We start from the raw sequence: 23,823 nt of genomic DNA, 5'->3' as shown, positions 1-23,823 counted from the left end.
ACCTGCCGGGAGACCGGGAGTGCGGCCTACTGCTCGCGGGCCGCCGACGTGGAGGACATGTCGGGGTAGCGGTCGCCCGCGACCTGCCCGGCGATGGGCTCCAGGAGCGCCAGCTCCTGTGCGCTCAGGGTGATGCGGGTGGCCCCGGCGTTCTCCAGGAGGCGGCTGCGCTTGCGGGTGCCCGGGATCGGGACGACGGTCAGGCCGTGCACCTGGGCCCGCTGCTGCACCCAGGCGAGCGCGATCTGTGCGGTCGTCGCGCCGTGCGCCGCCGCGATCTTGTGGAGGGGTTCGAGCAGGGCGGCGTTGGTCACGGCGTTGTCGCCGGTGAAGCGCGGCTGGAACTTGCGGAAGTCGCCCGCGCTCAGCTCCTTGCCCGCGTCCGCGAACGCCCCGGTGAGGAAGCCCCGGCCGAGCGGCGAGTACGGCACGAAGGTGACGCCGAGTTCGGCGGCGGCCGGCACCGCGCTGCGCTCGACATCGCGGCTGAAGACCGACCACTCCGACTGAAGGGCGGTGATCGGGTGCACGGCGTACGCCTCGCGCAGCTCGGCCCCGGTGACCTCGCTCAGGCCGAGGTACTTGACCTTGCCCTCGGCGACCAGCTCGGCCATCGCGCCGACCGACTCGGCGAGCGGCACCTCGGGGTTGCGGCGGTGCATGTAGTACAGGTCGATGACCTCGACGCCCAGGCGGCGCAGGCTCGCCTCGACGGCCTTCTTGATGTAGGCGGGACTGTTGTTGATGCCCCGGTGGGCGGGGTCGTCGGCGCGGCGCTCGATGGCGAACTTGGTGGCCAGGGTCACCTCGTCGCGGTGGGCGGCGAGGAACGGGGCGAGGAACTCCTCGTTGGCGCCGAGGCCGTAGATGTCGGCGGTGTCGATGAGGGTGACGCCCGCCTCGACGGTCGCCTCCAGGGTGTCGCGGGCGGCGGCCTCGTCGGTGTCGCCGTAGAACTCGCTGATGCCCATGGCGCCGAAGCCCTGGACGCCGATCCGCGGGCCTTCGGCACCGAGGCGGACGGTGCTGATCTTCTCAAGGGGGCTGTTGCTCATGGGTGTTCAGGCCCTTTCCGATTCCGACGCCTTGCGAGCGCCGGCGTAAAAGTCGATCTTGTAGTCGAGTACGGCGAGCGTGTCGTGGAGTTCCGCCATGCGCGCTATGACGTCGCGCCGGGTCTGCTCCAGAAGCTCCTGCCGTGCCTCGAAGGTGTGCTCCCCCTCGCGGACGAGCTCGGCGTAGCGGACCATGTCGGCGACCGGCATCCCGGTGAGCCGGAGCTTGCCGACGAAGGCCAGCCAGTCCAGGTCCTTGTTGGTGAACCGGCGCTGGCCGGTGTGCGAGCGGTCCACGTGCGGCATGAGGCCGATCCGCTCGTACCAGCGGAGGGTGTGGGCGGTGAGTCCGGTGCTCGCCACGACCTCGCTGATCGTGTAGCGGTCCTGGCCGTCGGGACGCGGATGGCGCGGCTCGGTCGCGCAGAGGTCCTGCCGGGCCCGCTCCATCGTCACCGTTGTGCTGTCGATCACCGTCATGTCCTCCACGCTAGAACCTTGGAGTGCACTCCAAGCAAGCGAAATGCGTGACGTTCTCGTGTCGTGTCGTCCGTCGCCCCGCCCGGTTGCCCGCCCTGCGGCGCCCGCACGCGGCCCATTAGGCTCGTACGCATGGACAGCCTGCGGATCATCGAGACCTGGCCCGTACCGACCGCCGCGGCGGCCGTGGTGCGCGCCGACGGAACGCTTGCCGGCACGCACGGGCCGCTGTCGCACCGGTTCCCGCTGGCCTCCGTCACCAAGCCGCTCACCGCGTACGCGGCCCTCGTCGCGTACGAGGAGGGGGCGATCGAGCTCGACGAGCCGGCCGGGCCCCCCGGCGCCACCGTCCGGCACCTGCTCGCGCACACCTCGGGGCTCGCCTTCGACGAGCACCGGGTGATGGCCCCGCCCGGCGACCGGCGGCTGTACTCCAACGCCGGGTTCGAGGTCCTCGGCGACCACATCGCCAAACAGTCCGGCATCCCCTTCGCCGACTACGTGCGCCAGGCCGTGTTCGAGCCGCTCGGCATGAGCGCCAGCGCCCTGGAGGGCTCGCCCGCCAAGGACGGCGTCTCGACCGTCGAGGACCTCGCGAAGTTCGCCGCCGAGGTGCAGGCGCCGCAGCTGCTCCACCCGGCCACGGTCGCCGAGGCGATGCACGTGCAGTATCCAGGCCTCAAGGGCGTGCTGCCCGGCTACGGCCACCAGAACCCCAACGACTGGGGCCTCGGCTTCGAGATCCGGGGCGCCAAGTCCCCGCACTGGACGGGGAGTTCGTCCTCGCCGCGCACCTTCGGCCACTTCGGCCAGTCCGGTACGTTCCTGTGGATCGACCCGGACGCGGGCCTGGCCTGCGTCGCCCTCACCGACCGCGCGTTCGGCCCCTGGGCGGCCGAGGTGTGGCCCGTCCTGACGGACTCGGTGCTCGCCGAGTCCACCCGCAGCTGAGCCCGCGCGGAACGGGGCTCACACCGAGCCGAGCTCCCAGAACAGCACCTCGGTGTCGTCGTGCGCCGTCAGCTCCAGGCCGAGCGCCCCGCTGATCCGCGCCGAGTCGCCGGCCCCGAGCATCTCCTGGGCCAGGCCCACCCGGCCGCGCACGACGTGGACGTACACCCCGGGAGCGTCCGGCACGGCGGTGCGGCCGCCGGACGCGAGGCGGCGCACGTACAGCATCGCGCCGGCCGGGAGCACCGCGTAGGGCGTGGAGTCCGCGATGCCGCGCACGAGGTCGTACGACGGCTCGCCGCCGGGCTTCCTCGGGGCGAGCCACATCTGGAGGAAGACCAGCGGGTCGGTGCCCTCGTTGCGTTCCTCGTGCCGCACGCCGCCCGCGGAGCTGAGGCACTGCACGTCACCGGGGCGCACCACGGTCGTGTGGCCCGCCGAGTCGCGGTGGGTGAGCTCGCCCTCGATCACCCAGGTGAGGATCTCGGTGTGGCTGTGCGGATGCTCGTCGAAGCCCGCGCCGGGCGCGAGCCGCTCCTCGTTGCAGGCCAGGACCGGCCCGAACCGGAGGTTGTCCGGATCGTAGAACCGGCCGAAGGAGAAGGCGTGCAGGGACTCGATACCGACGTCGGGGTCGCCGCCCCGATAGCGCTCGTCACCGCGCCTGACTGAAATCACGCCCACCACGGTAGACCCGCGGGGAGACCGGGGGCGCTCCTCGCGCCACCCCGATCGACCGCCGGGGGCCGCCGGTCGGTTTCCGAGGAACCTGCGGACTTCGTCGAAGGCGGCAGGATCGTCCCGCACGGCCAGGGTCCGGTTCGGCTCCCCTTGAGGCATCGCCTTTCGCCCGCCGGCAGTGGCCCCGGTCACCACCGGACCTGGCACCCTGGCACCAAACCAGCGCGACACGACAAAGGACCCCGGATCGCTATGCGGTCCCAAGCCTGTGACCTGCGATTTTGCTCAGTCTCACCGGTCCGTGTTAGCCGACTCCTCTACATAAGGCAGTCTTGTCCCCGTGCCAGCACCCGATCCCGTACACCCCGCGAAGAATGCCCATCCGCACGCCGCGACCCTGAAGCGTCTTGAGCAGTCCTCGGGGCGGCTCGCCGCGAACGCGATCGCCCGCATGGACGCGACGCTGCCGTGGTACCGGGCGATGCCGCCGGAGAACCGGTCGTGGATCGGTCTGGTCGCCCAGGCCGGTATCGCCGCGTTCACCGAGTGGTTCCGGCATCCCGAGACACCCCAGGCCATCTCGACCGATGTCTTCGGCACGGCCCCGCGCGAACTGACCCGGGCGATCACGCTGCGCCAGACCGTCGAGATGGTGCGCACCACCATCGAGGTCATGGAGACGGCGATCGAGGAGGTCGCGGCCCCGGGGGACGAGTCCATCCTGCGTGAGGCGCTGCTCGTGTACGCCCGCGAGATCGCCTTCGCGACGGCCCAGGTGTACGCGCAGGCCGCCGAGGCGCGCGGCGCCTGGGACGCCCGGCTGGAATCCCTGGTCGTGAACGCGGTGCTGTCGGGCGAGGCCGACGAGGGCGCGGTGTCGCGGGCCGCGGCGCTGGGCTGGAACTCCCCCGAGCATGTGTGCGTGCTGCTCGGCACGGCCCCGGACGGCGACAGCGAGCTGACCGTGGAGGCGATCCGGCGGGCCGCCCGGCACGCCAAGCTCCAGGTCCTGACCGGCGTGCTGGGCAACCGCCTGGTCGTCATCGCGGGCGGCAGCGACAACCCGCTCCAGGTCGCCAAGAGCCTGATCGGCCCGTATGCGGCCGGCCCCGTCGTGGCCGGGCCCATCGTGCCGGACCTGCTGGCGGCGACCCGGTCCGCGCAGGCCGCGGCGGCCGGCCTCAAGGCGTGTTCGGCCTGGCAGGACGCTCCCCGGCCGGTCCTCGCGGACGATCTGCTGCCGGAGCGGGCGATCGCGTCGGATCCTGCCGCGCGCGAGCAGTTGGTGGAGGAGATCTACAGACCGCTTGAGGAGGCGGGCTCGGCTCTCCTGGAGACCTTGAGCGTCTATCTGGAGCAGGCGAGCAGTCTGGAGGGCGCGGCCCGGATGCTGTTCGTCCATCCCAATACCGTTCGCTACCGGCTCCGACGTGTGACGGACGTCACCGGGTGGTCGCCGTCGGATGTGCGTTCCGCGTTCACGCTGAGGATCGCGCTGATCCTGGGGCGTCTGGCCGACGGAGATCCGCAGTCCTAGACTTTTGTCGGACACCCACAATTCCCCCGACGGTTCTTCGTCCCTGTCCCCACGGGCGGGCGGAGCCGTCCACAAGAGAGAGTGTGAGAGTGCTCGTACTCGTCGCTCCCGGCCAAGGCGCTCAGACGCCCGGCTTCCTGACCCCTTGGCTCGACCTCCCCGGCGCTGCCGACCGGCTCGCCGCGTGGTCGGACGCCATCGGTCTTGACCTCGTCCACTACGGCACGCAGGCGGACGCCGACGCGATCCGCGACACCGCCGTGGCGCAGCCCCTGCTGGTCGCCGCGGGTCTGCTGTCCGCCTCGGCGCTGGGTGAGATCACCCCGGGCGCCGTGGCCGGGCACAGCGTCGGTGAGATCACCGCCGCCGCGTTCACGGGCGTGCTGTCCGAGGACGCGGCGCTCGGCTTCGTCCGCAAGCGGGGCCTGGGCATGGCCGAGGCCGCGGCCGTCACGCCGACCGGCATGGCCGCGCTGCTGGGCGGCGAGTCCGAGCACGTGCTGCCGCACCTGGAGAAGCTCGGCCTGACGCCGGCGAACGTGAACGGCGCGGGCCAGATCGTGGCCGCCGGCACCGCCGAGCAGCTCGCCGCGCTGGAGGCCGACAAGCCCGAGGGCGTACGCCGCGTGGTGGCCCTCAAGGTGGCCGGCGCCTTCCACACGCACCACATGGCCCCGGCCGTGGCGGAGCTCGCGGAGGCGGCCAAGTCCCTGGAGATCGCCGACCCGCGCTTCACCTACGTCTCGAACGCGGACGGCAAGGCCGTGGCGAGCGGCCGGGACATCGTGGACCGTCTGGTCAACCAGGTCTCCAATCCGGTCCGTTGGGACCTGTGCATGGAGACCTTCAACGAGCTGGGCGCGACCGCGCTGATCGAGCTGTGCCCGGGCGGCACGCTGACCGGTCTCGCCAAGCGCGCCCTGCCGGGTGTCAAGACCGTCGCCCTGAAGACCCCCGCCGACCTCGACGCGGCTCGTGCGCTCGTCGCCGAGCATGCATCCGCCTAAGGAGCCGAGAGCCATGTCGAAGATCCGCCCCAGCAAGGGCGCCCCGTACGCCCGCATCATGGGCGTGGGCGGCTACCGGCCCGTGCGGGTGGTGCCCAACGAGGTGATCCTGGAGACGATCGAGTCCTCCGACGAGTGGATCCGTTCGCGCTCCGGCATCGCCACCCGGCACTGGGCCTCCGCCGAGGAGACCGTGGCCGCGATGTCGATCGAGGCCTCCGGCAAGGCGATCGCCGACGCCGGCATCGCCGCCGACCAGATCGGCGGCGTGATCGTCTCCACGGTCTCGCACTTCAAGCAGACCCCCGCGGTGGCGACCGAGATCGCCGACAAGCTGGGCACCGGCAAGGCCGCCGCCTTCGACATCTCGGCCGGCTGCGCGGGCTTCGGCTACGGCCTGACCCTCGCCAAGGGCATGATCGTCGAGGGTTCCGCCGAATACGTCCTGGTCATCGGCGTCGAGCGGCTCAGTGATCTGACCGACCTGAGCGACCGCGCCACGGCGTTCCTGTTCGGCGACGGCGCCGGCGCGGTCGTCGTGGGCCCCGCGGACGAGCCGGCCATCGGCCCCACGATCTGGGGTTCCGAGGGCGACAAGTCCGAGACCATCAAGCAGACCGTGCCGTGGAACGAGTACGACAGCTCGGGCAAGTTCCCCGCGATCACGCAGGAGGGCCAGGCGGTGTTCCGCTGGGCCGTGTTCGAGATGGCGAAGGTCGCCCAGCAGGCGCTGGACGCGGCCGGAATCAGCCCGGACGACCTGGACGTCTTCATTCCGCACCAGGCCAATATGCGGATCATCGACTCGATGGTGAAGACTCTCAAGCTGCCGGACCACGTCACGGTCGCCCGTGACGTGGAGACCACCGGCAACACCTCGGCCGCCTCGATCCCGCTCGCAATGGAGCGGCTCCTGGCGACCGGACAGGCGAAGAGCGGCGACACCGCGCTCGTCATCGGCTTCGGGGCGGGTCTCGTGTACGCCGCGACGGTCGTTACCCTCCCCTAGGCACTCCGGATATTCCGGAAGCCCGCAATTCGAAGCATTTACACCGAAGGAGCGCCAACATGGCCGCCACGCAGGAAGAGATCGTCGAGGGTCTCGCCGAGATCGTCAACGAGATCGCTGGTATCCCGGTCGAGGACGTCCAGCTGGACAAGTCCTTCACCGACGACCTGGACGTCGACTCGCTGTCCATGGTCGAGGTCGTCGTCGCCGCCGAAGAGCGCTTCGACGTCAAGATCCCGGACGAGGACGTCAAGAACCTCAAGACCGTTGGCGACGCCGCCAGCTACATCCTGAAGCACCAGGCCTGATTCAGGACCTGAATTCGGGCTGCCACCCAGCGGTGGCGCCGCTGATTCACGTCCCTTACACACGTGGAGAAACTTCCTGTGAGCTCGACCAATCGCACCGTGGTCGTCACCGGTATCGGCGCAACCACACCGCTGGGTGGCGACACCGCCTCGACCTGGGAGGGTCTGCTGGCGGGACGCTCCGGTGTCCGCCCCCTGGAGGGCGAGCGCTTCGCCGAACTGCCGGTCAGGATCGCGGCCCCGGCCGCGGTCGACCCCGGTGAGGTGCTGCCCCGCCCGCTGGCCCGCAAGCTGGACCGCTCGGCGCAGTTCGCGCTGATCGCGGCCAAGGAGGCCTGGGCGGACGCGGGCTTCACCGCCCCCGCGGGCGATGAGGCCGGCATCCAGCCGGAGCGGCTCGGCACGGTCATCGCCTCGGGCATCGGCGGTGTCACCACCCTGCTCGACCAGTACGACGTACTGAAGGAGAAGGGCGTACGCCGCGTCTCCCCGCACACCGTGCCCATGCTGATGCCGAACGGCCCCTCGGCCAATGTCGGCCTTGAGGTCAACGCCCGGGCCGGCGTGCACACCCCCGTATCCGCGTGCGCATCGGGCGCCGAGGCCATCGGGTACGCCGTCGAGATGATCCGCACCGGCCGCGCCGACGTCGTGGTCGCCGGCGGTACCGAGGCGGCCATCCACCCGCTGCCCATCGCGGCGTTCGCCAACATGATGGCGATGTCCAAGAACAACGACCACCCCGAGCAGGCCTCGCGCCCCTACGACAAGGCCCGTGACGGCTTCGTCCTCGGCGAGGGCGCCGGTGTCGTGGTCCTGGAGTCCGCCGAGCACGCCGCCAAGCGCGGTGCCCGGGTCTACTGCGAGGTGCTCGGCCAGGGCCTCTCGGCCGACAGCCACCACATCGCGCAGCCCGAGCCGACCGGCCGGGGCGTCGCCGCCGCGGTGCAGAACCTGCTCGACGCCACCGACCTCAAGCCGTCCGAGGTGGTCCACCTCAACGCGCACGCCACCTCGACGCCGCAGGGCGACATCGCCGAGATCAAGGCGCTGCGCAAGGTCCTCGGCGACGATCTGGACCACGTGGCGATCTCCGCGACGAAGTCGATGACCGGGCACCTCCTCGGCGGTGCGGGCGGCATCGAGACCGTCGCCACGGTCCTCGCCCTGTACCACCGCACGGCCCCGCCGACCATCAACGTCGACGAGCTCGACGACGAGGTCGACCCGGGCCTGGTGAGCAGCGAGCCCCGCAAGCTGCCCGAGGGCTCGATCTCCGCGATCAACAACTCGTTCGGCTTCGGCGGCCACAACGTGGTGCTCGCCTTCCGCTCGGTCTGAGCGCACCCGCTCCGAGCGGCTTCCGTACGCCGCTGAAAGGGCCCCACCGCCTCGGTGGGGCCCTTTCGCGTACGCGGGGTCTTGTCGGGGTGGGTCAGACCACCTGGTGCAGCCAGCGCACCGGTGCGCCCTCTCCCGCGTAGCGGAAGGGCTCCAGTTCGTCGTCCCAGGGCTTGCCGAGGAGCTTGGCGATCTCGGCCTCCAGGTCGGTCTCGCCCTGTACGGAACGGGCGAGGGCGGCCCGCAGCCGGTCCTCCGGGATCAGGATGTCGCCGTGGATGCCGGTCACGGCGTGGAAGATGCCGAGGTCGGGCGTGGCGCTGTAGCGCTCGCCCTCCGCCGTGGCGCAGGGCTCGGCCGTGACCTCGAAGCGCATGAGGTGCCAGCCGCGCAGCGCGGAGGCGAGTTTGGAGGCGGTGCCGGGTTCGCCCCGCCAGGAGAACTCCGCTCTCCAGGTGCCGGGCGAGGCGGGCTGGCGGATCCAGTCGAGCTGGACGCGCACCCCCAGGACCGCGCCCACCGCCCATTCGACGTGCGGGCACAGCGCGCGCGGGGCGGAGTGGACGTAGAGAACTCCACGTGTCGTCACCGGGACCTCCAGTGCGGTTCGAGGTTCGCCTTCCCCAGCGGCCTCGCGCCCCTGCCGTTCCCGGTCAGGACAGCACCTGACATTCTGCCCCTGGGCTCAACAGTAAACAGCATCGGGAGCAAATCTCCTGAAATGGGACAGTATGTGACGTGATGTAATTTACCGGAGCCGTCTGGCGTGGTTCCTCTGGCTGGACGGGCCAAAGCTACCGCGCGGAGCTGTGCCCAGGGTGTCGTAATGTCGGTCGGAGCGCCTTCGAACACCAAGGTTTCACCCGCGAGGACGCCGCGAAGGACCGACGACCGCCGCACGGAGGGGGACCGGGATGCAGCACAGCCACCGGAGCCGTCGCGTCCGCACCGCGGCCGCCGTTCTCGCCGCGGCGGCGCTCGCCCTGACCGCGGGCTGCGAGTCCGGCGACGGCCACTCCGCGGCGGGCCCGTCCGCGTCGAAGAAGCCCTCGCCGAGCCCCTCCCCCGCCTGGAACCGCAGCCCGAAGTCCGTCGCCGCGATCGGTGATTCGATAACGCGCGGCTTCGACGCCTGTACGGTCCTGGCCGACTGCCCCGAGGTCTCCTGGGCGACCGGCAGCGACCCCCGGGTCGACTCGCTCGCGGTCCGCCTCTTGGGCGCGGCGGCGCCCGCAAGCAGCTGGAACTACGCGAAGACCGGCGCGCGGATGGCGGACCTGCCGGCCCAGATGGACCTGGCGGCGGCTCAGCACCCCGGCCTGGTCACGGTGATGGCCGGCGCGAACGACGCGTGCCGCGACGATGTGGCCGCGATGACGCCGGTGGCGTCCTTCCGCACCGAGTTCCAGACGGCACTGCGCAGGCTGCGCGCGGTCTCCCCCAAGTCCCAGGTGTACGTGTCGAGCGTGCCGGACCTCAAGCGCCTCTGGTCGACCGGGCGCGGCAGCCCGCTGGGCAAGCAGATCTGGAAGCTGGGCATCTGCCAGTCGATGCTGGCCGACGCGGACGACCTCGGGGCCGCCGCCACGGCGCGGCGCGGTGCGGTGTACGCGCGGGTCGTGGCGTACAACGGGGTCCTGCGGGACGTCTGCGCGAAGGACCGCGCCTGCCGTTATGACGGCGGGGCGGTCTTCGACTACGCCTTCGACGGGACCCAGTTGAGCCCCTGGGACTGGTTCCACCCCAGCAAGGACGGCCAGACGCATCTGGCGGAGATCGCGTACCGCAAGGTGACGGCGGCACGCTGAACACCCCTGGGGCTCCGCCCCAAACCCCGGGAATCGCCCCGCCCCGCCCCTTCCCGCAACCCTCCGGGGGTGGAATGGGGGTGGGTGGGCTTCCGGGGGCTGCGCCCCGGGCCCCGCTCGGTTCGGCTGCGGACCGTGCGTGGCTGGTCGCGCAGTTCCCCGCGCCCCTAAAGGCCTCCGCGCTGGCCCGCATCGGGCATTTCAGCCCGTCCGGCGTTTGAGGACGAGCGCCCTTGAGGCGCGAACGGGGGTCTGGGGGCGGAGCCCCCAGGGTCGCTTCACCCCCCGGAGGGTTTCGGGAAGGGGCGGGGTGGGGGAAAGCCCGGGGGCGCGGGGAACCGCGCGACGGCCCCCGGCGGACCGCAGTCGAAACCCCGCGCACCCCCGACCCCCGGCACCTAGACCTCCAGCGTCGCCGAAAGCCGCGCATCCGTCAGCGACGCGCAGGCCCGCACCTCGTACTGGCCCGGGACGAACGTCCAGGCTCCCTCCGCCTCGTCCCACACCTCGAACGCCCGCCCGCGCAGCGGGATTTCGACCTCCGTCGAGTCCCCGGCCGCGGCCGCGACGGAGGCGAAACCGGCGAGCCAGCGGCGCGGACGCTCGACCGGGTCGGCGACCGGCGCCAGGTAGATCTGGACGGTCTCCCGCCCGCCGCGCGGACCCGTGTTGCGGACGCGGACCTTCGCGAGCGCGGGGGTCACCTCCAGGGACTCGTACTCCCAGGTGGTGTAGCCGAGCCCGTGCCCGAAGGGGTAGGCGGGCGCCACCCCGGCCCGGTCGTAGGCGCGGTAGCCGATGAACAAGCCTTCGGCGTAAGGGAGTTGTCCCTCCGAGGGCCGCACCTCGGTCACCGGCGCATCGCCGAGCACGGCCGGCCACGTGGTGGGCAGGCGACCGCCGGGCTCCTCGTGGCCGAGCAGCACGTCGGCCAGCGCGGCCCCGCCCTCCTGGCCGGGGAACCAGCTCAGGAGCACCGCCGCGACCTCCTCGCGCCACGGAAGCTCCACCGGGGAGCCGGAGTTGACGACCACCACCGTGCGCGGATTCACCGCGGCGACCGCGCGCACCAGGTCGTCCTGGCGCCCGGGCAGCCGCAGATCGCGCCGGTCGAAGCCCTCGGACTCGACGCGGTCGGTGGTGGCGACCACCACCACGGCGAGCTCGGCGTCCCGCGCCGCCTCGACCGCCTCGGCGATCAGCTCGTCCGCGTCGCGCTGCGGGCCGAGGTGGGTGAGCGAGAACATCACCGCGGTGAGCGGGGCGTCGGGCATCTTGTGCACGGTGTGCAGCAGGGACACCTCGACCGGCTCGCCCTCGGTGAGCCGGACGCGGCCGCGCTCGGCGGGGGCGCCGAAGAACGCCTCGAAGGGGTCGGCCGCGTCGCTCATCGACTCGGCGCCCTCCCACAGGGCACGGCCGCCGACGGACAGGACGAAGGCCCCGATGCCCCGGGTGCCGAAGCTGTGCTCGCCGCTCTCGCGCGGGGTGAAGGTGCCGGTGACCTCGATGGAGTGCAGCGTCTCGTGGGTCACCCCGGCGGGCAGGTCGTCGCCGATCCACTGGACCTGGCCGCTGGGCAGCGAGCCGGTGCCGAGGACGTTGCCCTCGGCGTCCCGGCACACCGCTCGCAGCTCGAACCCCTGGTCCGCGGGGGCGAGTTCATCGCTCGGGTCGGCGCCGACCGCGTACGTGAGGGCGCCCTCGGGCAGCGCCGCGGCCAGGCCGTCGAGCGGGGAGACCACGCGCTCGGGGAAGACGGTCGCCGAGCCGCCGCCCAGGACCCGGGCGTCCCGGGCCGCGGCGCCGCTGAGCGCGACCTTGCGGACGCGGGCCGGGTCGGCGGGCAGGGCCCCGTCCTCGTTGCGTACGAGGACGAAGGCGCGGCGGGCGACCTCGCGGGCCAGGGCCTGGCCGTCGAGGGCGGCGGGCGGCTCGGGGACGGCGCCGGGGACGCCGTCGAGGAGGCCGACCCGGGCGGCGAGGCGCAGCACGTTGCGTACGGCGTCGTCGACGACCGACTCGTCCACGTCGCCCTTGCGGACGGCGGCGGCGAGCGCGTCCCCGTACACGGTCCGGGGTCCGGGCATCGCGACGTCGAGGCCGCCGAGGATGTCGCCGACGGTCGAGCGGGCGGCCATCCAGTCGGAGACGATGCAGCCGTCGAAGCCCCACTCGCCGCGCAGCACCTCGTTCTGGAGGTAGCGGTGCTCGGTCATCGTGGTGCCGTTGACCTGGTTGTAGGCCGACATGATGCCCCAGGGGTGGGCGTTCTCGACGATGGCCTCGAAGGGGGCCAGGTAGAGCTCGCGCAGCGGGCGCGGGGCCACCGCGTTGTCGACGGTGAAGCGGTCGGTCTCCGCGTCGTTGGCGACGAAGTGCTTGACGGTGGTGCCGACGCCGCCGCCCTGGACGCCGTCGACGTAGCCGGAGGCGATCTCGCCGGTCAGGTACGGGTCCTCGGAGTAGCACTCGAAGTGCCGGCCGCCGAGCGGCGAGCGGTGCAGGTTCACGGTCGGCGCGAGCAGGACGTGGACGCCCTTGCGCCGGGCCTCCTGGGCCAGCAGCGTGCCGGCCCGGCGGGCCAGCTCCGGGTCCCAGGTGGCGGCGAGTGCGGTGGGCGAGGGCAGTGCGATCGAGGGGTCCTCGGCGGTCCAGCGGACCCCGCGCACCCCGATCGGGCCGTCGGACATCACCAGGGAGCCGAGCCCGATCTCGGGCAGCGCGGGCAGTGACCACATGTCCTGTCCGGCGAGCAGCCGGGCCTTGGCCTCCAGGTCGAGCTTGCCCAGCGCCGCCTCGACGGCCTCGCTGTAGTCGGGGGTGGAAACGGGTGCACCGGCCACGGCCGTACCTCCTCGGAGAAGTCCACTGGTGGCACCCATGGTGACCGGTTTACCTGTAGAACGGTAGGGTTAGTTACCTGTCCGTGATAATCGAATGCCGTACGGTCCTCTCGGAGTACGAAGGACCAGCACGAAGGACCAGCACGAGACGGGGGCGGACATGGCGAGGACCAGGAGCGCCAGAAGCGAGGAGCGGCGCGCGGAGATCCTGCGCGCGGCCCTGGAGGTGATCGCCGAGCGCGGCTACCGGGGCGCCTCGCTCGGCGCGGTAGCCGAGCGGGTCGGCCTCACCCAGCAGGGCCTGCTGCACTACTTCCCCACCAAGGAGGCCCTCCTCGTGGCCGTCCTGGAGGAGCGGGACCAGTGGGACACCGGCGGGCGGCGGGCCTCCCCCGACGGCTGGCGCCTGGAACTGCTCGCGGCCCTCGTGGAGTACAACGCGATGCGGCCCGGCATCGTCCAGACGTTCTCGGCGCTGCTCGGCGAATCGGTGACCGACGGGCATCCGGCCCGTCCGTTCTTCACCCGGCGCTACACCCAGGTGCGCGAGGAGATGACGGGGGTGCTGCGCGCCGAGTTCGGCGACCGGCTGCCCGGCGGGCTCACCCCGGAGCGGGCGGCCCCGCTGCTCACCGCGGTGATGGACGGCCTCCAGTACCAGTGGCTGCTGGACCCCGGCGCGGTGGACATGGCGGCCGCCTTCCACGACTTCGTGACGCTGCTGCACGGACCGGAAGGGGCACCGGACGGCCTCCCGGCCGACTCCCCGGGCGACTGTCCCGGCGGCTCATAAGTCCCCCTATGCACACGGGACTTCCTTGCGAATACTGGGCGCCACCGGACTTCGACGGACGGAAGGACCTGTGGTGGGACGACGTGTACGGGTGGCACAACTGGGCTGTGCGGTGGCGGCGATGACGTTCTGCACGCTGCTCGGCCCGGCCCCCGCCGAGGCCGCGCCCGGACCCCGGCAGACCACGGCCGAGGCCCGGCAGGCCACGGTCGAGGAGCAGCGGCTCGATCAGGCGGTGCCCCAGGAGATCCTGGCCCGCAGCGGATTCGACGACGTGGCACCGGAGTTCACCCGCGCGATCGAGGCGACGCGGTCCTACGGCACCGCGCGGCAACTCGTCGAACGCGAGGGCACCCGGCTGTGGCGGCGCGCGGTGGACCGGGTGCAGGGCCGGGGCCCGGCCGGCGGCGATCTGAGCCGTGACGACGACCGGCCGCTGTACTGGGCCCGGCTCGGCCTGACCCGTGAACTCAGGCTCTGGAAGCCGCAGTTCGCCCTGTCCGAGACGCAACGGGCGGCGCTGATCGACCGCGTCGAGCAGACCTCGCGCGGGCAGACCACCGTCGACCATCCCGCGGGCGGGGGCTACAAGCGGATCCTGCTGACCGGCTTCGACCCGTTCACGCTGGACAGCGACATCCGGATCAGCAACCCGTCGGGGGCGACCGCGCTCGCCCTGGACGGCACCTGGATCCGCACCGCCGACGGGCAGCGCGCCCGGATCGAGACCATGACGTTCCCGGTGCGCTGGCAGGACTTCGCCAACGGCGTGGTCGAACGGGCGCTCACCCCGGTGCTGCCGAAGGTGGACCTGTTCACCACGGTGAGCCAGGGCCGGGTCGGCCGGATCGACGTCGAGCGGTTCAACGGGGCCTGGCGGGGCGGCTTCCCGGACAACGTGAACGCCTCCAGCACCGGGCAGGTCCCGGTGAACGACCCCACCACCCAGCCGCAGTGGACCCGTACGACGCTGCCGTACCGGGACATCGTGGCCGCGCGCACCGGACGCTTCCCGGTGTACGACCACACCGACGTCACCGAGATCCCGGCCGGCGCGACCGCCCCGGTGGACCGGCCGGACGGACCGACGCCCGGCTCGGCCGCGCGGGCCGGGGGCGGCGGCGACTACCTCTCCAACGAGATCGCCTACCGGGCCACCCTGCTCCGCGACCGCCTGGGTCTGAGCATCCCCGGCGGCCATGTGCACACCCCGGTGCTCCAGTTCGGGGACGGCAACACCGATCCGGCGACGGGCACGGTGACGGACCCGCAGTTCGTACGCAACCGGCTCGACATCGTCGCGCAGATCCGGGCGATCGTGCGGACAGCGGCCGAGTAGCCCCGAGCCGGCCGATCGGCGCGGACCGGCGGGCCCCGCGCGCGTCAACCGCGCGCGGGGCCAGGGGTGTTCAGGACGCGGCCTTCCCCTTCCTCCGGGCCGGCAGACCGAGCAGGGCGTCGACGCCGAGGAACGCGACCAGGCCGATCCCGAGCAGCGGCACGAACCAGCCGACCACCAGGGTCACCGCCGCCAGTGCGGCGAGCGCGGGCAGCGGCACCCTGCGCCAGGCGCCCCTGGGCTGCGGGCGGCCCGGGGCGCGGCCCCTGACCGGACCGCGCTGCCACCACATGCGGTAGCCCCAGACGATGAGCGCCATCAACGCCAACGCGAGTGCCGCGAGGGCGAGTTGGTTGGGCAGGCCGAGGAAGACGCCCATGTGCGCGTCGATGCCGAACCGGGTCAGCTGGGCGAGCAGCGGGTAGTCGGCGAAGCGCAGCACGTCCATGACCCGGCCGTCGGCGGGGTCGACGGCCACCGCGTCGAGGTGCACGGGAAACTCGGTGTCGCGCTCACGCACCACGAATCCCTTGCCCGCGCCGGGCAGGCTGATCTGAATGCTCGCCCGTACGCCCTGGTCGCGGGCGGTCGCGGCGACCTGGTCGAGGGTGAGCGCCGAGGGCGCGGCGCCGGGCATGGCCATGCCTTCGTGGTGCTCGTGACCCGCCCCGCCCAGACCGCCCGCCGTCGCCGCGGCGACCGTGGGGGTGGCGCCGCCGAGCCTGTCCTTCAGCTCGGCGATGTTCTCGCCCGCGTACCGCGACCAGGTGAGGCCGGTGGCCGAGAGCAGCACCAGACCGGTCACCGCCCACAGGCCGACCGAGCCGTGCCAGGACAGGGTGCGGCGGCGGCCGGTGGCCCCGCGCTCGGGCCGCAGCAGCCGCATCCTCCGGCGCCGCCCGATCCACAGCGCGAGCCCGCCGAGCGCCACGATCCAGAGCCAACTGGCGGCCATTTCACTGTAGTTGCGGCCCAGTTCACCGAGCTGGAGGTCGGCGTGCAAGGAGGAGAGCCAGCTGCGCAGCGGCAGGGCGCCCGAGCTTCCGGTACTGGTGAGGGCGCCGCGTACGTCGGTGGTGTACGGGTCCACGAAGACGGCGAGCGACTCGTCGTCGGCGAGGCCCGGGGCCCTCATCAGGACCCGGGTGGTGGCGCCCTGCTCGGGTGCCGGCCACACGGCGGTCACCTCGCCCTCGGGATGCGCTTCCTTCGCGGCGGCGACCTGCGCGGTCAGCGGCTTGGCCGACTCGCCCACCGGGACCCGCAGTTCATGCCGGTACAGGATGTTCTCGGCCTGGAAGGACAGGGCGTAGAGCAGGCCGGTGAGGGCGGCCACGAAGAGGAGCGGGGCGACGAGCACGCCCGCGTAGAAGTGCAGCCGCAGGGCGAGCGGGCGAAGTGCCGCCCACAGGCCGGGCTTTGGGATGGTGGGTGGTGCGGATTCCCGCGCAGGGGTGTCCACGGACATGAGGATCCTGACGATCGACGTGGGCAGGGTGAAGGGACCCCTGGCCACGCCTTCGTACGGAATCAGCTGAGGGCGAAGCGGCCGGGGGCCGTGGCTCGGACGGCTCCCCCCGCCGGCGGCCCCCGCCGGATGACGGCATGGCCGTGCACCGCTCCGCGCAGCCCCGGGAGCGGTCGGTGGTGCGGACGCGGCGCGCGTACCGGGCGCGGCGGCGCGGGCACGTGGGTCCGTAGGAGGTGGAGCGCCCGGAGCAGCGGACGGGTGGCCACCACCCCGAGAGCACCGACGGCCCGGGCGAGCCGGAACGCGGCGGCCTCGCCGCGCCACAGCCAGATGCCGCAGATCAGCGCGGCCACCAGGTGGGCGGCGAGCATGCCGCCGGACATCGCATGCGCGGCGGCGCCCATGCCCAGGGCGTGGGCCTGCCCCACCGCGGCCGCCATGGGCTCCGCTGCCATGCCGGGCATGGCCGGCATGTCCGCCGCGCCCGGCATGATCTGCCCGTCGGGGGCGGCCGGCATGAGGTGGGCGTACCGCGCCCCGCAGGTCATCGTCGGCATGGACAGCGGCATGCCCATGGACGTCGGCATGGGCATGGACGTCGGCATGGGCATGGACATGGACATAGGGATGGACGTGGGCTCGGGCATCGGGTGCAACGGCCCGTGCGCCGGGCCCGGCATCCCCGTCATCGACATCGGCTGGGCGCGGGCGAAGAGGAAGTGCAGGGCCCCCTGGGCCGCGACCTGGCCGCCCGCGATGGCGAGGAGCCCGCGCCGCCGCCCAGCCGCGCACCAGGCCGCCGTTCCCGTCACGGCGAACGCGGCGAGCAGGACGGGGATCGGGATGTCGTGGCCGGACATGGCCGCGTGCCCCACCGCCGCCAACGCCACACACAGCGCCGCGAACATCGCGGCCCGCAGGGTGCGCAGCGGCGACCGGGCATTCGTCATGACGGCCAGATCATGCCACTGGCCGGCGCGCGCCCGGCCGTCGGGGTCAACCGGCGACGGCGGCCACCACTCCATCACCGCCAGCTCGACGAGCGCCCACGGCAGGTAGGGCCGTGCCTGTCGACGGTGGCGCCGGTCGCCAGGGCTCAGGCCTCAGGGCGCCGGCGTCGGGGCCGCCGGGCGGCCGGTCGCGTCGGCGGTGCCGGCGGTGGCGTCCTCCGGCTCGGCCGACTCGCCCAGCAGATCCCGGACCATCAAGGTCGCGCCCGCGACCGCCCCCGGCATCAGGAAGACGGCGACCAGCGGGACGACGAAGGCGAGCGCGAGGGGCACGCCGAAGCCGAGCACCAGCAGACGGCGCGAGCGCAGGAGCGTGAGGCGGGGACGCAGTTCCATGCCGCGGCGCTGGAGGGCGACCGCGGTCAGCTCCTCGGCGAGGAAGAAGCCGGTGACGCAGAAGCCGATCGCCGGGATCACGCTCTGGCCGATCACCGGGACGAAGCCGAGGCCGAAGAGCAGCAGGCCGTAGAACGCCACCCGGACCAGGATGCGCAGGGAGTCGCGGGCCGATATCCACAGTTCGCGGGCGAGCGAGAGGCCCGACTCGGGGGCCTCGCCGCCGCTTTCGGCCCGGTCGACGTCGGCGGACAGCTTCTCGTAGAAGGGCTGTCCGACGAGCAGGGTCACCGCGGTGAAGGAGATCACGGCGAGGAACAGGCCGAGCGCGAAGACCAGGACGGTCAGGAAGCCGCGGAAGAGGGCGAGCCAGGGGGAGCCCCATCCGTCGGCGAAGGGTGTCGCCCAGCCGACGAAGTCGTCGGCGCCGTAGGCGAGTCCGACCAGGGCTCCCCCGTACATCACGAGGGTGATGAGGCCGGGCAGCAGGCCGATGCCGAGCGACTTGCCGTGTCCGGCCGCCCAGCGCTGCCCCTTGACCAGATATCCGAAACCTGTCCCTAGATCACGCATGCGCCGACCCTATCCGGCCGCCGAAGACCCGGAACCTGCCGCACAACCGGCCGGTCCCGGCGCCGGGACGATGATGCCGGGCGTCGCTCACGCCGAAGGGCCGCGCCTGTCGGGGCGCGGCCCTTCGCTGTCCGCCCGATACCAGGCGGCAGGTGCTGCGGTTACGCGACGGCGAGGTTCACCGTGATGTTGCCGCGGGTCGCCTTCGAGTACGGGCAGACCTGGTGGGCCTTCTCGATGAGGTCCTGCGCGGTGGCGCGGTCCACGTTCGGGATGGTCGCGGTGATCTCGACGTAGATGCCGAAGCCGTCGTCGTTCTTGCCGATGCCGACGTGCGCGGTGACGGTCGAGCCGGAGATGTCGGCCTTCTCGTTGCGGGCGACGACACCGAGGGCGCCCTGGAAGCAGGCGCTGTAGCCGGCGGCGAAGAGCTGCTCGGGGTTGGTGCCCGCGCCGTTGCCGCCCATCTCCTTCGGCGGGTTGACGACGACGTCCAGCTGACCGTCGTCGGTGGAGACACGGCCGTCACGGCCGTTCTCGGCGGTGGCGACGGCGGTGTAGAGGACCTCGGACTTCTGAATGGACATGCTGGGGTGCTCCTCCTGGGTACGCGGCCGCTCGCGCCTCACGGCCGCCGGGATGTGGAAAAACCTTATCGGATCGCGGAAACCGTGAGGCGGAGTGTGCGATGGGTCACTCGGCGCCCGCAGTGCTCGCGGGGTGCCGACGGTCGCGTACCCGAGGAGACAGGATCCAAGGGGGCCGCTTACGCCTGCTTGCCGAGGGAGACGACCATCTTTCCGGTGTTCTGCCCGCGCAGCATGCCGAGGAAGGCGTCCACGCCGTTCTCGATGCCCTCGACGACCGTCTCGTTGTACTTGAGCTCGCCGGAGCCCAGCCAGCCGGCGACCTCGCCGGTGAACTGCTGCTGCATGCCGTAGTGGTCGCCCACCAGCACGCCCTGGAGCCGCAGACGCTTGCCGATGATCATGGCCATGTTGCGGGGGCCGGGGGACGGCTCGGTGTCGTTGTAGGCCGCGATCATGCCGCAGATGGTGGCGCGACCGTGCACGTTGAGCGTGGAGATCGCGGCTTCCAGGTGCTCGCCGCCGACGTTGTCGAAGTAGACGTCGATGCCGTCCGGGGCGGCCGCGCGCAGCTGCTCCAGGACCGGGCCGTTCTTGTAGTTGAACGCGGCGTCGAAGCCGAGTTCCTCCACCAGCCACTTGACCTTCTCGTCGGAGCCGGCCGAGCCGATGACCCGCGAGGCACCCTTGAGCCGGGCGATCTGGCCGACCTGGCTGCCCACGGCACCGGCCGCGCCGGAGACGAACACGGCGTCGCCCTCCTTGAAGGAGGCGACCTCCAGGAGGCCCGCGTACGCGGTGAGGCCCGGCATGCCGAGCACGCCGAGGTAGGCGGAGAGCGGCGCGAGCCCGCCGTCCACCTTGGTGGCGTGCTTGGCGTCGACGTCGGCGTACTCGCGCCAGCCGAGCCCGTGCAGGACATGGTCGCCGACCGCGAACCGCTCGTCGCCGGAGGCCACGACCTCGCCGACCGCGCCGCCGTCCATCGGCCGCTCCAGCTGGAACGGCGGGACGTAGGACTTCGTGTCGTTCATACGGCCGCGCATGTACGGGTCGACCGACATGAAGAGGTTGCGGACCAGGATGTGCCCGGCCGCAGGCTCGGCGACCGGAGCCTCCCGCAGCGCGAAGTCGGACGGCACGGGCCAGCCGTTCGGGCGGGCGACGAGGTGCCATTCACGGCTGGTGGCGGGGAGTACGGGCGAGGTGGCCATGGGGGGTGTCCTCCTGCGAACAAGGGCTGATCGATGGATCGGGTACGTCAGTACGGGTACCCGGTACGGCGCGGGTCTCGTCACCGCGTCGGGCGCCCAAATACTTCAGGTGCTGAAAGAACAATGCGCCCGGATATTTGAGATTGTCAAGTAACTCGATAGGCTGAGGGCATGGCCTCTCGCATGGATCCCCTGAGCCTCGAAGTAGTCGAGCTGATCGGCACGGTCGTCGGCCGCTACTACGAGGAGTACGAGCGGGCCGCCGCCGAGCACTCCCTCACCGGCGCACAGGCCCGCGTCCTCGGGCTGCTGTCCCTGGAGCCGATGCCGATGCGGCGGATCGCCCAGAAGCTGAAGTGCGAACCGTCCAACATCACCGGCATCGTCGACCGCCTTGAGGCCCGCGGTCTGGTGGAACGCCGCCCCGACCCGGCCGACCGCCGAGTGAAGCTGGCCGCCCCCACCCCCGACGGTCTCACCACCGCCACGCACCTGCGCGACTCCCTGAACTTCGCGCGGGAGCCGTTGGCCGAGCTGTCCGCGGACGAGCGGAGGGTGCTGAGGGACTTGCTCCAGCGGATGCTGGGGAGCTAGCGCCCCGAAGGGGCCGAGCCAGCGCCCCGACGAGGCTGAAGAGGCCGAAGAGGCAGGGCAACCGCGCGACCAGCCCACGGCCGCGGCCCGGGGGCGGAACCCGGGCAACGGCGGGTCAGGCGCACCACCACAGGAAGCGCCTGCACGTCGGCGAGGGGCTCGGACTGGGTGGCGGTGGCGGCGGAGGCCGCTCGGAGGACGGGGGCCCACCGGGCGTCGGCGAATCGGACGCCGCGGGGGAACCGGAAGGCACCGGCGCGGACGACGACGAGGACGGCCCGGGGCGCGGCGCGGCCGAGCGGGACGGCTTGGGCGAGGGCCCCACCGTGTGCGCGTCGGCCACCTCCACGCCGTGCGCGGGCGCCCCCGCACCAGGGTCCCGCCCAGGAGAGGAGCCCGGCTTCGCCGTCGGCGCGGACGGCACCCCCGCCGCACTGCCCGACGGCAGCGGCTGGGGGTCGGAGATCTCCTGGTCCTCCCGGACCGCCGAAGCCCGGTCGTGCACCGGTGGCTCCATCGCCATTTGGACGAATCCCACCGCCCCGGCCACCAGCACGAGACCGGCCCCACCGAAGAGGATCGCCTTGCCCCGCTTGCGCCGGGCCCGCCGGCCCCGGCCCCCGCTTCGGCCTCGGCCCTGGGCACGACGATGGCCGGACGGCGCGCGCACCTCCGGGCCGCCGGACGCGGCACCGGCGTACACCAGGAGCTCGTCCTCGGGCGCGGGCGCCAGCGCCTCCACGGGTGTTCCGCAACCGGCGCAGGCCAGTGCGCCGTTGAGGTGCCGTCGGCAGGAGTGGCAGTAATCCATGGCCCAGGGAGGCTATGCGGCGGCCGGGAGACAAAAGGGGCCGCAGTTGTGTGGATCTTGTGCGGAAGGGCGGCTTCCGGGGCGTGGCCGCGTGACGAATCGCCATGGACCGGGGCGTTGTCAGTGGGGCCGGGCAGGATGGACGTCATGACGGAAACCGTGACGCGGCCGTTCGGTCCGCTGGACTTCCAACTCGTGCTGCTGCGACGGATGGCCGACCACCAGCCGGCCCTCGTGGAGGACGCACGGCAGGAACTCGGCGCCTCCATCGCGGACATGCGCGAGGCCAACAAGCGCTGGCAGGCGATGCTCCGCTCGGCCCGCTCCCGTGGCGCGCTGTCCCGCTACCGCTCGGTGCTCGGGCCGCCCGAGGCGGTGGTGCGGCGCCGGATCGGGGACCTGGACTGCGAGGCCCAGCTGTGGCCGGTGCCGCTCTGGCCGGACCTCCGGTTCGAGGTGCTGGCCGGGCCGGGCGGTGCGGTGTGGAACGAATGGCTGGTCAGAGCCCCCGGCATACCGGGCCCCGAGCTGCACCGGGAGGAGGATCTGCGGCCCTGGTCGTGCACGGTGGACGAGGTGGCGCGGGCCTACGCCCCGGCCCGCCCGATGGAGGGCTCGGCGCCGACGCGCTGGCAGCTGTCGATCACCCTGCCCGGCGGCGGCACCCGCGTGGCGGAGTTCACCTGGGGGCTGCTCCAGCGCCTCCTGCCCTGACACCCCGTGAGGCCGCCACCTTGAGCCGTCACCCTGGCGCTTACGAGAGGGGGTTCCGCCGAGCCGACGAGAGCGCGTTCCACTGAGGCGACGCGAGGGGGTTCCACCTGCGACGCGTGCGCGTTCCGCGCGAGCGTCCGCATGGGCGTGCTCTTTCTGGCTGGTCGTCAGCCGGACCCTCCCTGGCTGGTCGTCAGCCGGCCCCTCCCCGACCGGCGCATCCCAGCGCGCGCCGGTCCCCGGGCGGTCGCAAGATGCGAACTAAGTACCGCTCTCGGGAGGATCTGCCGTGACCGTCAGTCTTGAGCAGTTGCGCCGTTGCCATGTCGCCGTCGACCTCGGGGCCGCGAGGACCCGGGTCTACGTCAAGGGAGCCGGACTCGTCGTGGACGAGCCGAGCGTGGCCGCCGTCAACACCCGTACCGGCGCCCTCATCGCCGTCGGCGCCTTCGCCGAACAGATGACGGGCCGCACGCCCGACTACATCCGCGTGGCCCGCCCGGTGTCCGGCGGCACCGTCGTCGACATCGAGATGGCCCAGCGCATGCTGCGTCACCTGATCGGCGAGAAGCTGCGCCGCCAGTTGCGCCGCAAGCCCCGGCTGCGCGCCGCCGCCTGCACCCCGCACGACAGCGACCCGCTGGCCCAGCGCGCCGCGATGGAGACCCTGGTCGGACTCGGCGCCCGCCGGGTCGAGCTCGTCGACACCCTCATCGCGGCCGCCGTGGGCTGCGGGCTCCCGGTGGAGCAGCCCACCGCCACCATGATCATGGTGTGCGGGGCCGCCACCACCCAGATCGCCGTGCTCTCGCTCGGCGCGATCGTGACGGCCGTACGCATCCCCGTCGGCGGCGAGGCCATCGACCACGCGGTCATCCAGCACCTGCGCCATCAGCACGAGCTGATGCTGCCGAGCCAGTCCGTACGCCCCCTGCAACTGGCCCTGCACGGCAATGGCCTCACCCCGCAGGGCCCCGCGTCCACCGAGATCCACGGCCGCGACGTCGCCACCGGCCTCGCCCGCTCGGTCCTGGTCGACACGGCCGCCGTGCGCAGCGCCATCCACACCCCGCTCACCGCGGTGCTCGACGGCATCGGCAAGGTGCTCCGCGAGTGCCCGCCCGACCTGGTCGCCGACCTCGCCGAGCGCGGCATCATGATGGTCGGCGGCAGCGCCCTGCTCCCCGGCCTCGACCAGATGCTGCGCGACTCCACGGGCATGCCCGTGCACATCGCGGAGCGCCCCGACGTCTGCGCGATCCAGGGCCTGGGCTCGATGCTCGAAGGCCGCATCCAGCCGATGGTCCTCGACCCGCTGGCCGAGTGACCGCCACGACGGGGCGAGCGACCGGCCCGGC

23 protein-coding genes are annotated in these 23,823 nt (G+C 72.5%); 12 read left to right on the top strand and 11 right to left on the bottom strand.

Features of this window, described 5'->3' with window-relative positions; translation table 11 throughout:
* Window positions 1-26: 26 nt before the first annotated feature.
* Entirely contained in the window at window positions 27-1,055 is a 1,029-nt protein-coding gene (locus CG740_RS20820; protein WP_100576714.1) for an aldo/keto reductase, read from the bottom strand.
* Window positions 1,056-1,061: 6 nt separating this feature from the next.
* Window positions 1,062-1,535: a MerR family transcriptional regulator gene (locus CG740_RS20815; RefSeq protein ID WP_100576713.1), complete on the bottom strand. Its 474-nt coding sequence runs from the start codon at window positions 1,533-1,535 to the stop codon at window positions 1,062-1,064.
* 132 nt (window positions 1,536-1,667) lie between these two features.
* Between CG740_RS20815 and CG740_RS20810 the strand changes: the two genes are divergently transcribed.
* Window positions 1,668-2,486, top strand: a complete 819-nt coding sequence (locus CG740_RS20810) for a serine hydrolase domain-containing protein (RefSeq protein WP_100576712.1) — start codon at window positions 1,668-1,670, stop codon at window positions 2,484-2,486.
* 18 nt (window positions 2,487-2,504) lie between these two features.
* Here the strand turns inward: CG740_RS20810 and CG740_RS20805 are convergent, their stop codons facing one another.
* On the bottom strand, window positions 2,505-3,164 hold the full coding sequence (locus tag CG740_RS20805) for a pirin family protein (RefSeq protein WP_199846526.1): 660 nt from the start codon (window positions 3,162-3,164) through the stop codon (window positions 2,505-2,507).
* 343 nt (window positions 3,165-3,507) lie between these two features.
* Here CG740_RS20805 and CG740_RS20800 point away from each other — a divergent pair, with 343 nt between their 5' ends.
* The 5 genes from CG740_RS20800 (at window position 3,508) to fabF (ending at window position 8,369) form a co-directional block, all read left to right on the top strand.
* Entirely contained in the window at window positions 3,508-4,704 is a 1,197-nt protein-coding gene (locus CG740_RS20800; protein WP_100576710.1) for a PucR family transcriptional regulator, read from the top strand.
* Window positions 4,705-4,793: 89 nt separating this feature from the next.
* Complete coding sequence (locus tag CG740_RS20795) at window positions 4,794-5,711, top strand: ACP S-malonyltransferase (RefSeq protein ID WP_100576709.1); 918 nt, start codon at window positions 4,794-4,796, stop codon at window positions 5,709-5,711.
* 13 nt (window positions 5,712-5,724) lie between these two features.
* Window positions 5,725-6,720 (top strand): ketoacyl-ACP synthase III, encoded by a 996-nt coding sequence (locus tag CG740_RS20790; RefSeq protein WP_100576708.1) that lies wholly within the window; start codon window positions 5,725-5,727, stop codon window positions 6,718-6,720.
* Between the two features lie 59 nt (window positions 6,721-6,779).
* The gene (locus CG740_RS20785) at window positions 6,780-7,028 is read left to right on the top strand and encodes an acyl carrier protein (protein ID WP_053730594.1); all 249 of its coding nucleotides are present in this window, start codon (window positions 6,780-6,782) and stop codon (window positions 7,026-7,028) included.
* Window positions 7,029-7,106: 78 nt separating this feature from the next.
* Window positions 7,107-8,369 carry a beta-ketoacyl-ACP synthase II gene (gene fabF / locus CG740_RS20780; protein WP_100576707.1) on the top strand — a complete coding sequence of 421 codons (1,263 nt, stop codon included), beginning with the start codon at window positions 7,107-7,109 and terminating at the stop codon, window positions 8,367-8,369.
* Between the two features lie 94 nt (window positions 8,370-8,463).
* Here the strand turns inward: fabF and CG740_RS20775 are convergent, their stop codons facing one another.
* Window positions 8,464-8,958: a DUF3145 domain-containing protein gene (locus tag CG740_RS20775; RefSeq protein ID WP_100576706.1), complete on the bottom strand. Its 495-nt coding sequence runs from the start codon at window positions 8,956-8,958 to the stop codon at window positions 8,464-8,466.
* A gap of 325 nt (window positions 8,959-9,283) precedes the next feature.
* On the opposite strand from CG740_RS20775, the gene CG740_RS20770 reads away from it, so the two are divergent.
* Window positions 9,284-10,177, top strand: coding sequence for an SGNH/GDSL hydrolase family protein (locus CG740_RS20770; RefSeq protein WP_100576705.1), 894 nt, complete (start codon window positions 9,284-9,286; stop codon window positions 10,175-10,177).
* Between the two features lie 398 nt (window positions 10,178-10,575).
* On the opposite strand, the gene CG740_RS20765 is transcribed toward CG740_RS20770, so the two are convergent.
* On the bottom strand, window positions 10,576-13,062 hold the full coding sequence (locus tag CG740_RS20765) for a beta-glucosidase family protein (RefSeq protein WP_100576704.1): 2,487 nt from the start codon (window positions 13,060-13,062) through the stop codon (window positions 10,576-10,578).
* A 121-nt stretch (window positions 13,063-13,183) separates the two neighbouring features.
* Here CG740_RS20765 and CG740_RS20760 point away from each other — a divergent pair, with 121 nt between their 5' ends.
* Together CG740_RS20760 and CG740_RS20755 are read left to right on the top strand one after the other, a co-directional pair.
* On the top strand, window positions 13,184-13,816 hold the full coding sequence (locus CG740_RS20760; protein WP_100576703.1) for a TetR/AcrR family transcriptional regulator: 633 nt from the start codon (window positions 13,184-13,186) through the stop codon (window positions 13,814-13,816).
* Between the two features lie 70 nt (window positions 13,817-13,886).
* Window positions 13,887-15,155 (top strand): pyroglutamyl peptidase, encoded by a 1,269-nt coding sequence (locus CG740_RS20755; RefSeq protein WP_442802842.1) that lies wholly within the window; start codon window positions 13,887-13,889, stop codon window positions 15,153-15,155.
* 70 nt (window positions 15,156-15,225) lie between these two features.
* Here CG740_RS20755 and CG740_RS20750 read toward each other — a convergent pair whose 3' ends face one another.
* The 5 genes from CG740_RS20750 to CG740_RS20730 all read right to left on the bottom strand — a co-directional run bounded on the left by CG740_RS20750 (window position 15,226) and on the right by CG740_RS20730 (window position 20,346).
* The gene (locus CG740_RS20750; RefSeq protein WP_100576896.1) at window positions 15,226-16,623 is read right to left on the bottom strand and encodes a PepSY-associated TM helix domain-containing protein; all 1,398 of its coding nucleotides are present in this window, start codon (window positions 16,621-16,623) and stop codon (window positions 15,226-15,228) included.
* 62 nt (window positions 16,624-16,685) lie between these two features.
* A complete protein-coding gene (locus CG740_RS20745; RefSeq protein ID WP_100576895.1) occupies window positions 16,686-17,576 on the bottom strand; it encodes a hypothetical protein in 891 nt (296 codons plus the stop codon).
* Window positions 17,577-17,729: 153 nt separating this feature from the next.
* Window positions 17,730-18,545, bottom strand: coding sequence for an EI24 domain-containing protein (locus tag CG740_RS20740; protein ID WP_100576702.1), 816 nt, complete (start codon window positions 18,543-18,545; stop codon window positions 17,730-17,732).
* Between the two features lie 161 nt (window positions 18,546-18,706).
* On the bottom strand, window positions 18,707-19,132 hold the full coding sequence (locus tag CG740_RS20735) for an organic hydroperoxide resistance protein (RefSeq protein ID WP_100576701.1): 426 nt from the start codon (window positions 19,130-19,132) through the stop codon (window positions 18,707-18,709).
* A gap of 179 nt (window positions 19,133-19,311) precedes the next feature.
* The gene (locus CG740_RS20730; protein WP_100576700.1) at window positions 19,312-20,346 is read right to left on the bottom strand and encodes an NADP-dependent oxidoreductase; all 1,035 of its coding nucleotides are present in this window, start codon (window positions 20,344-20,346) and stop codon (window positions 19,312-19,314) included.
* Between the two features lie 171 nt (window positions 20,347-20,517).
* Between CG740_RS20730 and CG740_RS20725 the strand changes: the two genes are divergently transcribed.
* Window positions 20,518-20,940 (top strand): MarR family winged helix-turn-helix transcriptional regulator, encoded by a 423-nt coding sequence (locus tag CG740_RS20725; protein ID WP_100576699.1) that lies wholly within the window; start codon window positions 20,518-20,520, stop codon window positions 20,938-20,940.
* A 115-nt stretch (window positions 20,941-21,055) separates the two neighbouring features.
* Here CG740_RS20725 and CG740_RS20720 read toward each other — a convergent pair whose 3' ends face one another.
* Window positions 21,056-21,751 (bottom strand): SCO2400 family protein, encoded by a 696-nt coding sequence (locus CG740_RS20720; RefSeq protein WP_100576698.1) that lies wholly within the window; start codon window positions 21,749-21,751, stop codon window positions 21,056-21,058.
* 147 nt (window positions 21,752-21,898) lie between these two features.
* Between CG740_RS20720 and CG740_RS20715 the strand changes: the two genes are divergently transcribed.
* Window positions 21,899-22,465: a hypothetical protein gene (locus tag CG740_RS20715; RefSeq protein WP_100576894.1), complete on the top strand. Its 567-nt coding sequence runs from the start codon at window positions 21,899-21,901 to the stop codon at window positions 22,463-22,465.
* A 289-nt stretch (window positions 22,466-22,754) separates the two neighbouring features.
* Window positions 22,755-23,792: a rod shape-determining protein gene (locus CG740_RS20710; protein WP_100576697.1), complete on the top strand. Its 1,038-nt coding sequence runs from the start codon at window positions 22,755-22,757 to the stop codon at window positions 23,790-23,792.
* Window positions 23,793-23,823 lie beyond the last annotated feature (31 nt).

The organism is Streptomyces sp. CB01201 (assembly GCF_002803085.1).
In the GTDB taxonomy this organism is placed as follows: Bacteria; Actinomycetota; Actinomycetes; order Streptomycetales; family Streptomycetaceae; genus Streptomyces; species Streptomyces hundungensis.
The sequence above is the reverse complement of the archived record's forward strand: the minus strand, read 5'-3'. Positions and strand labels throughout refer to the sequence as shown.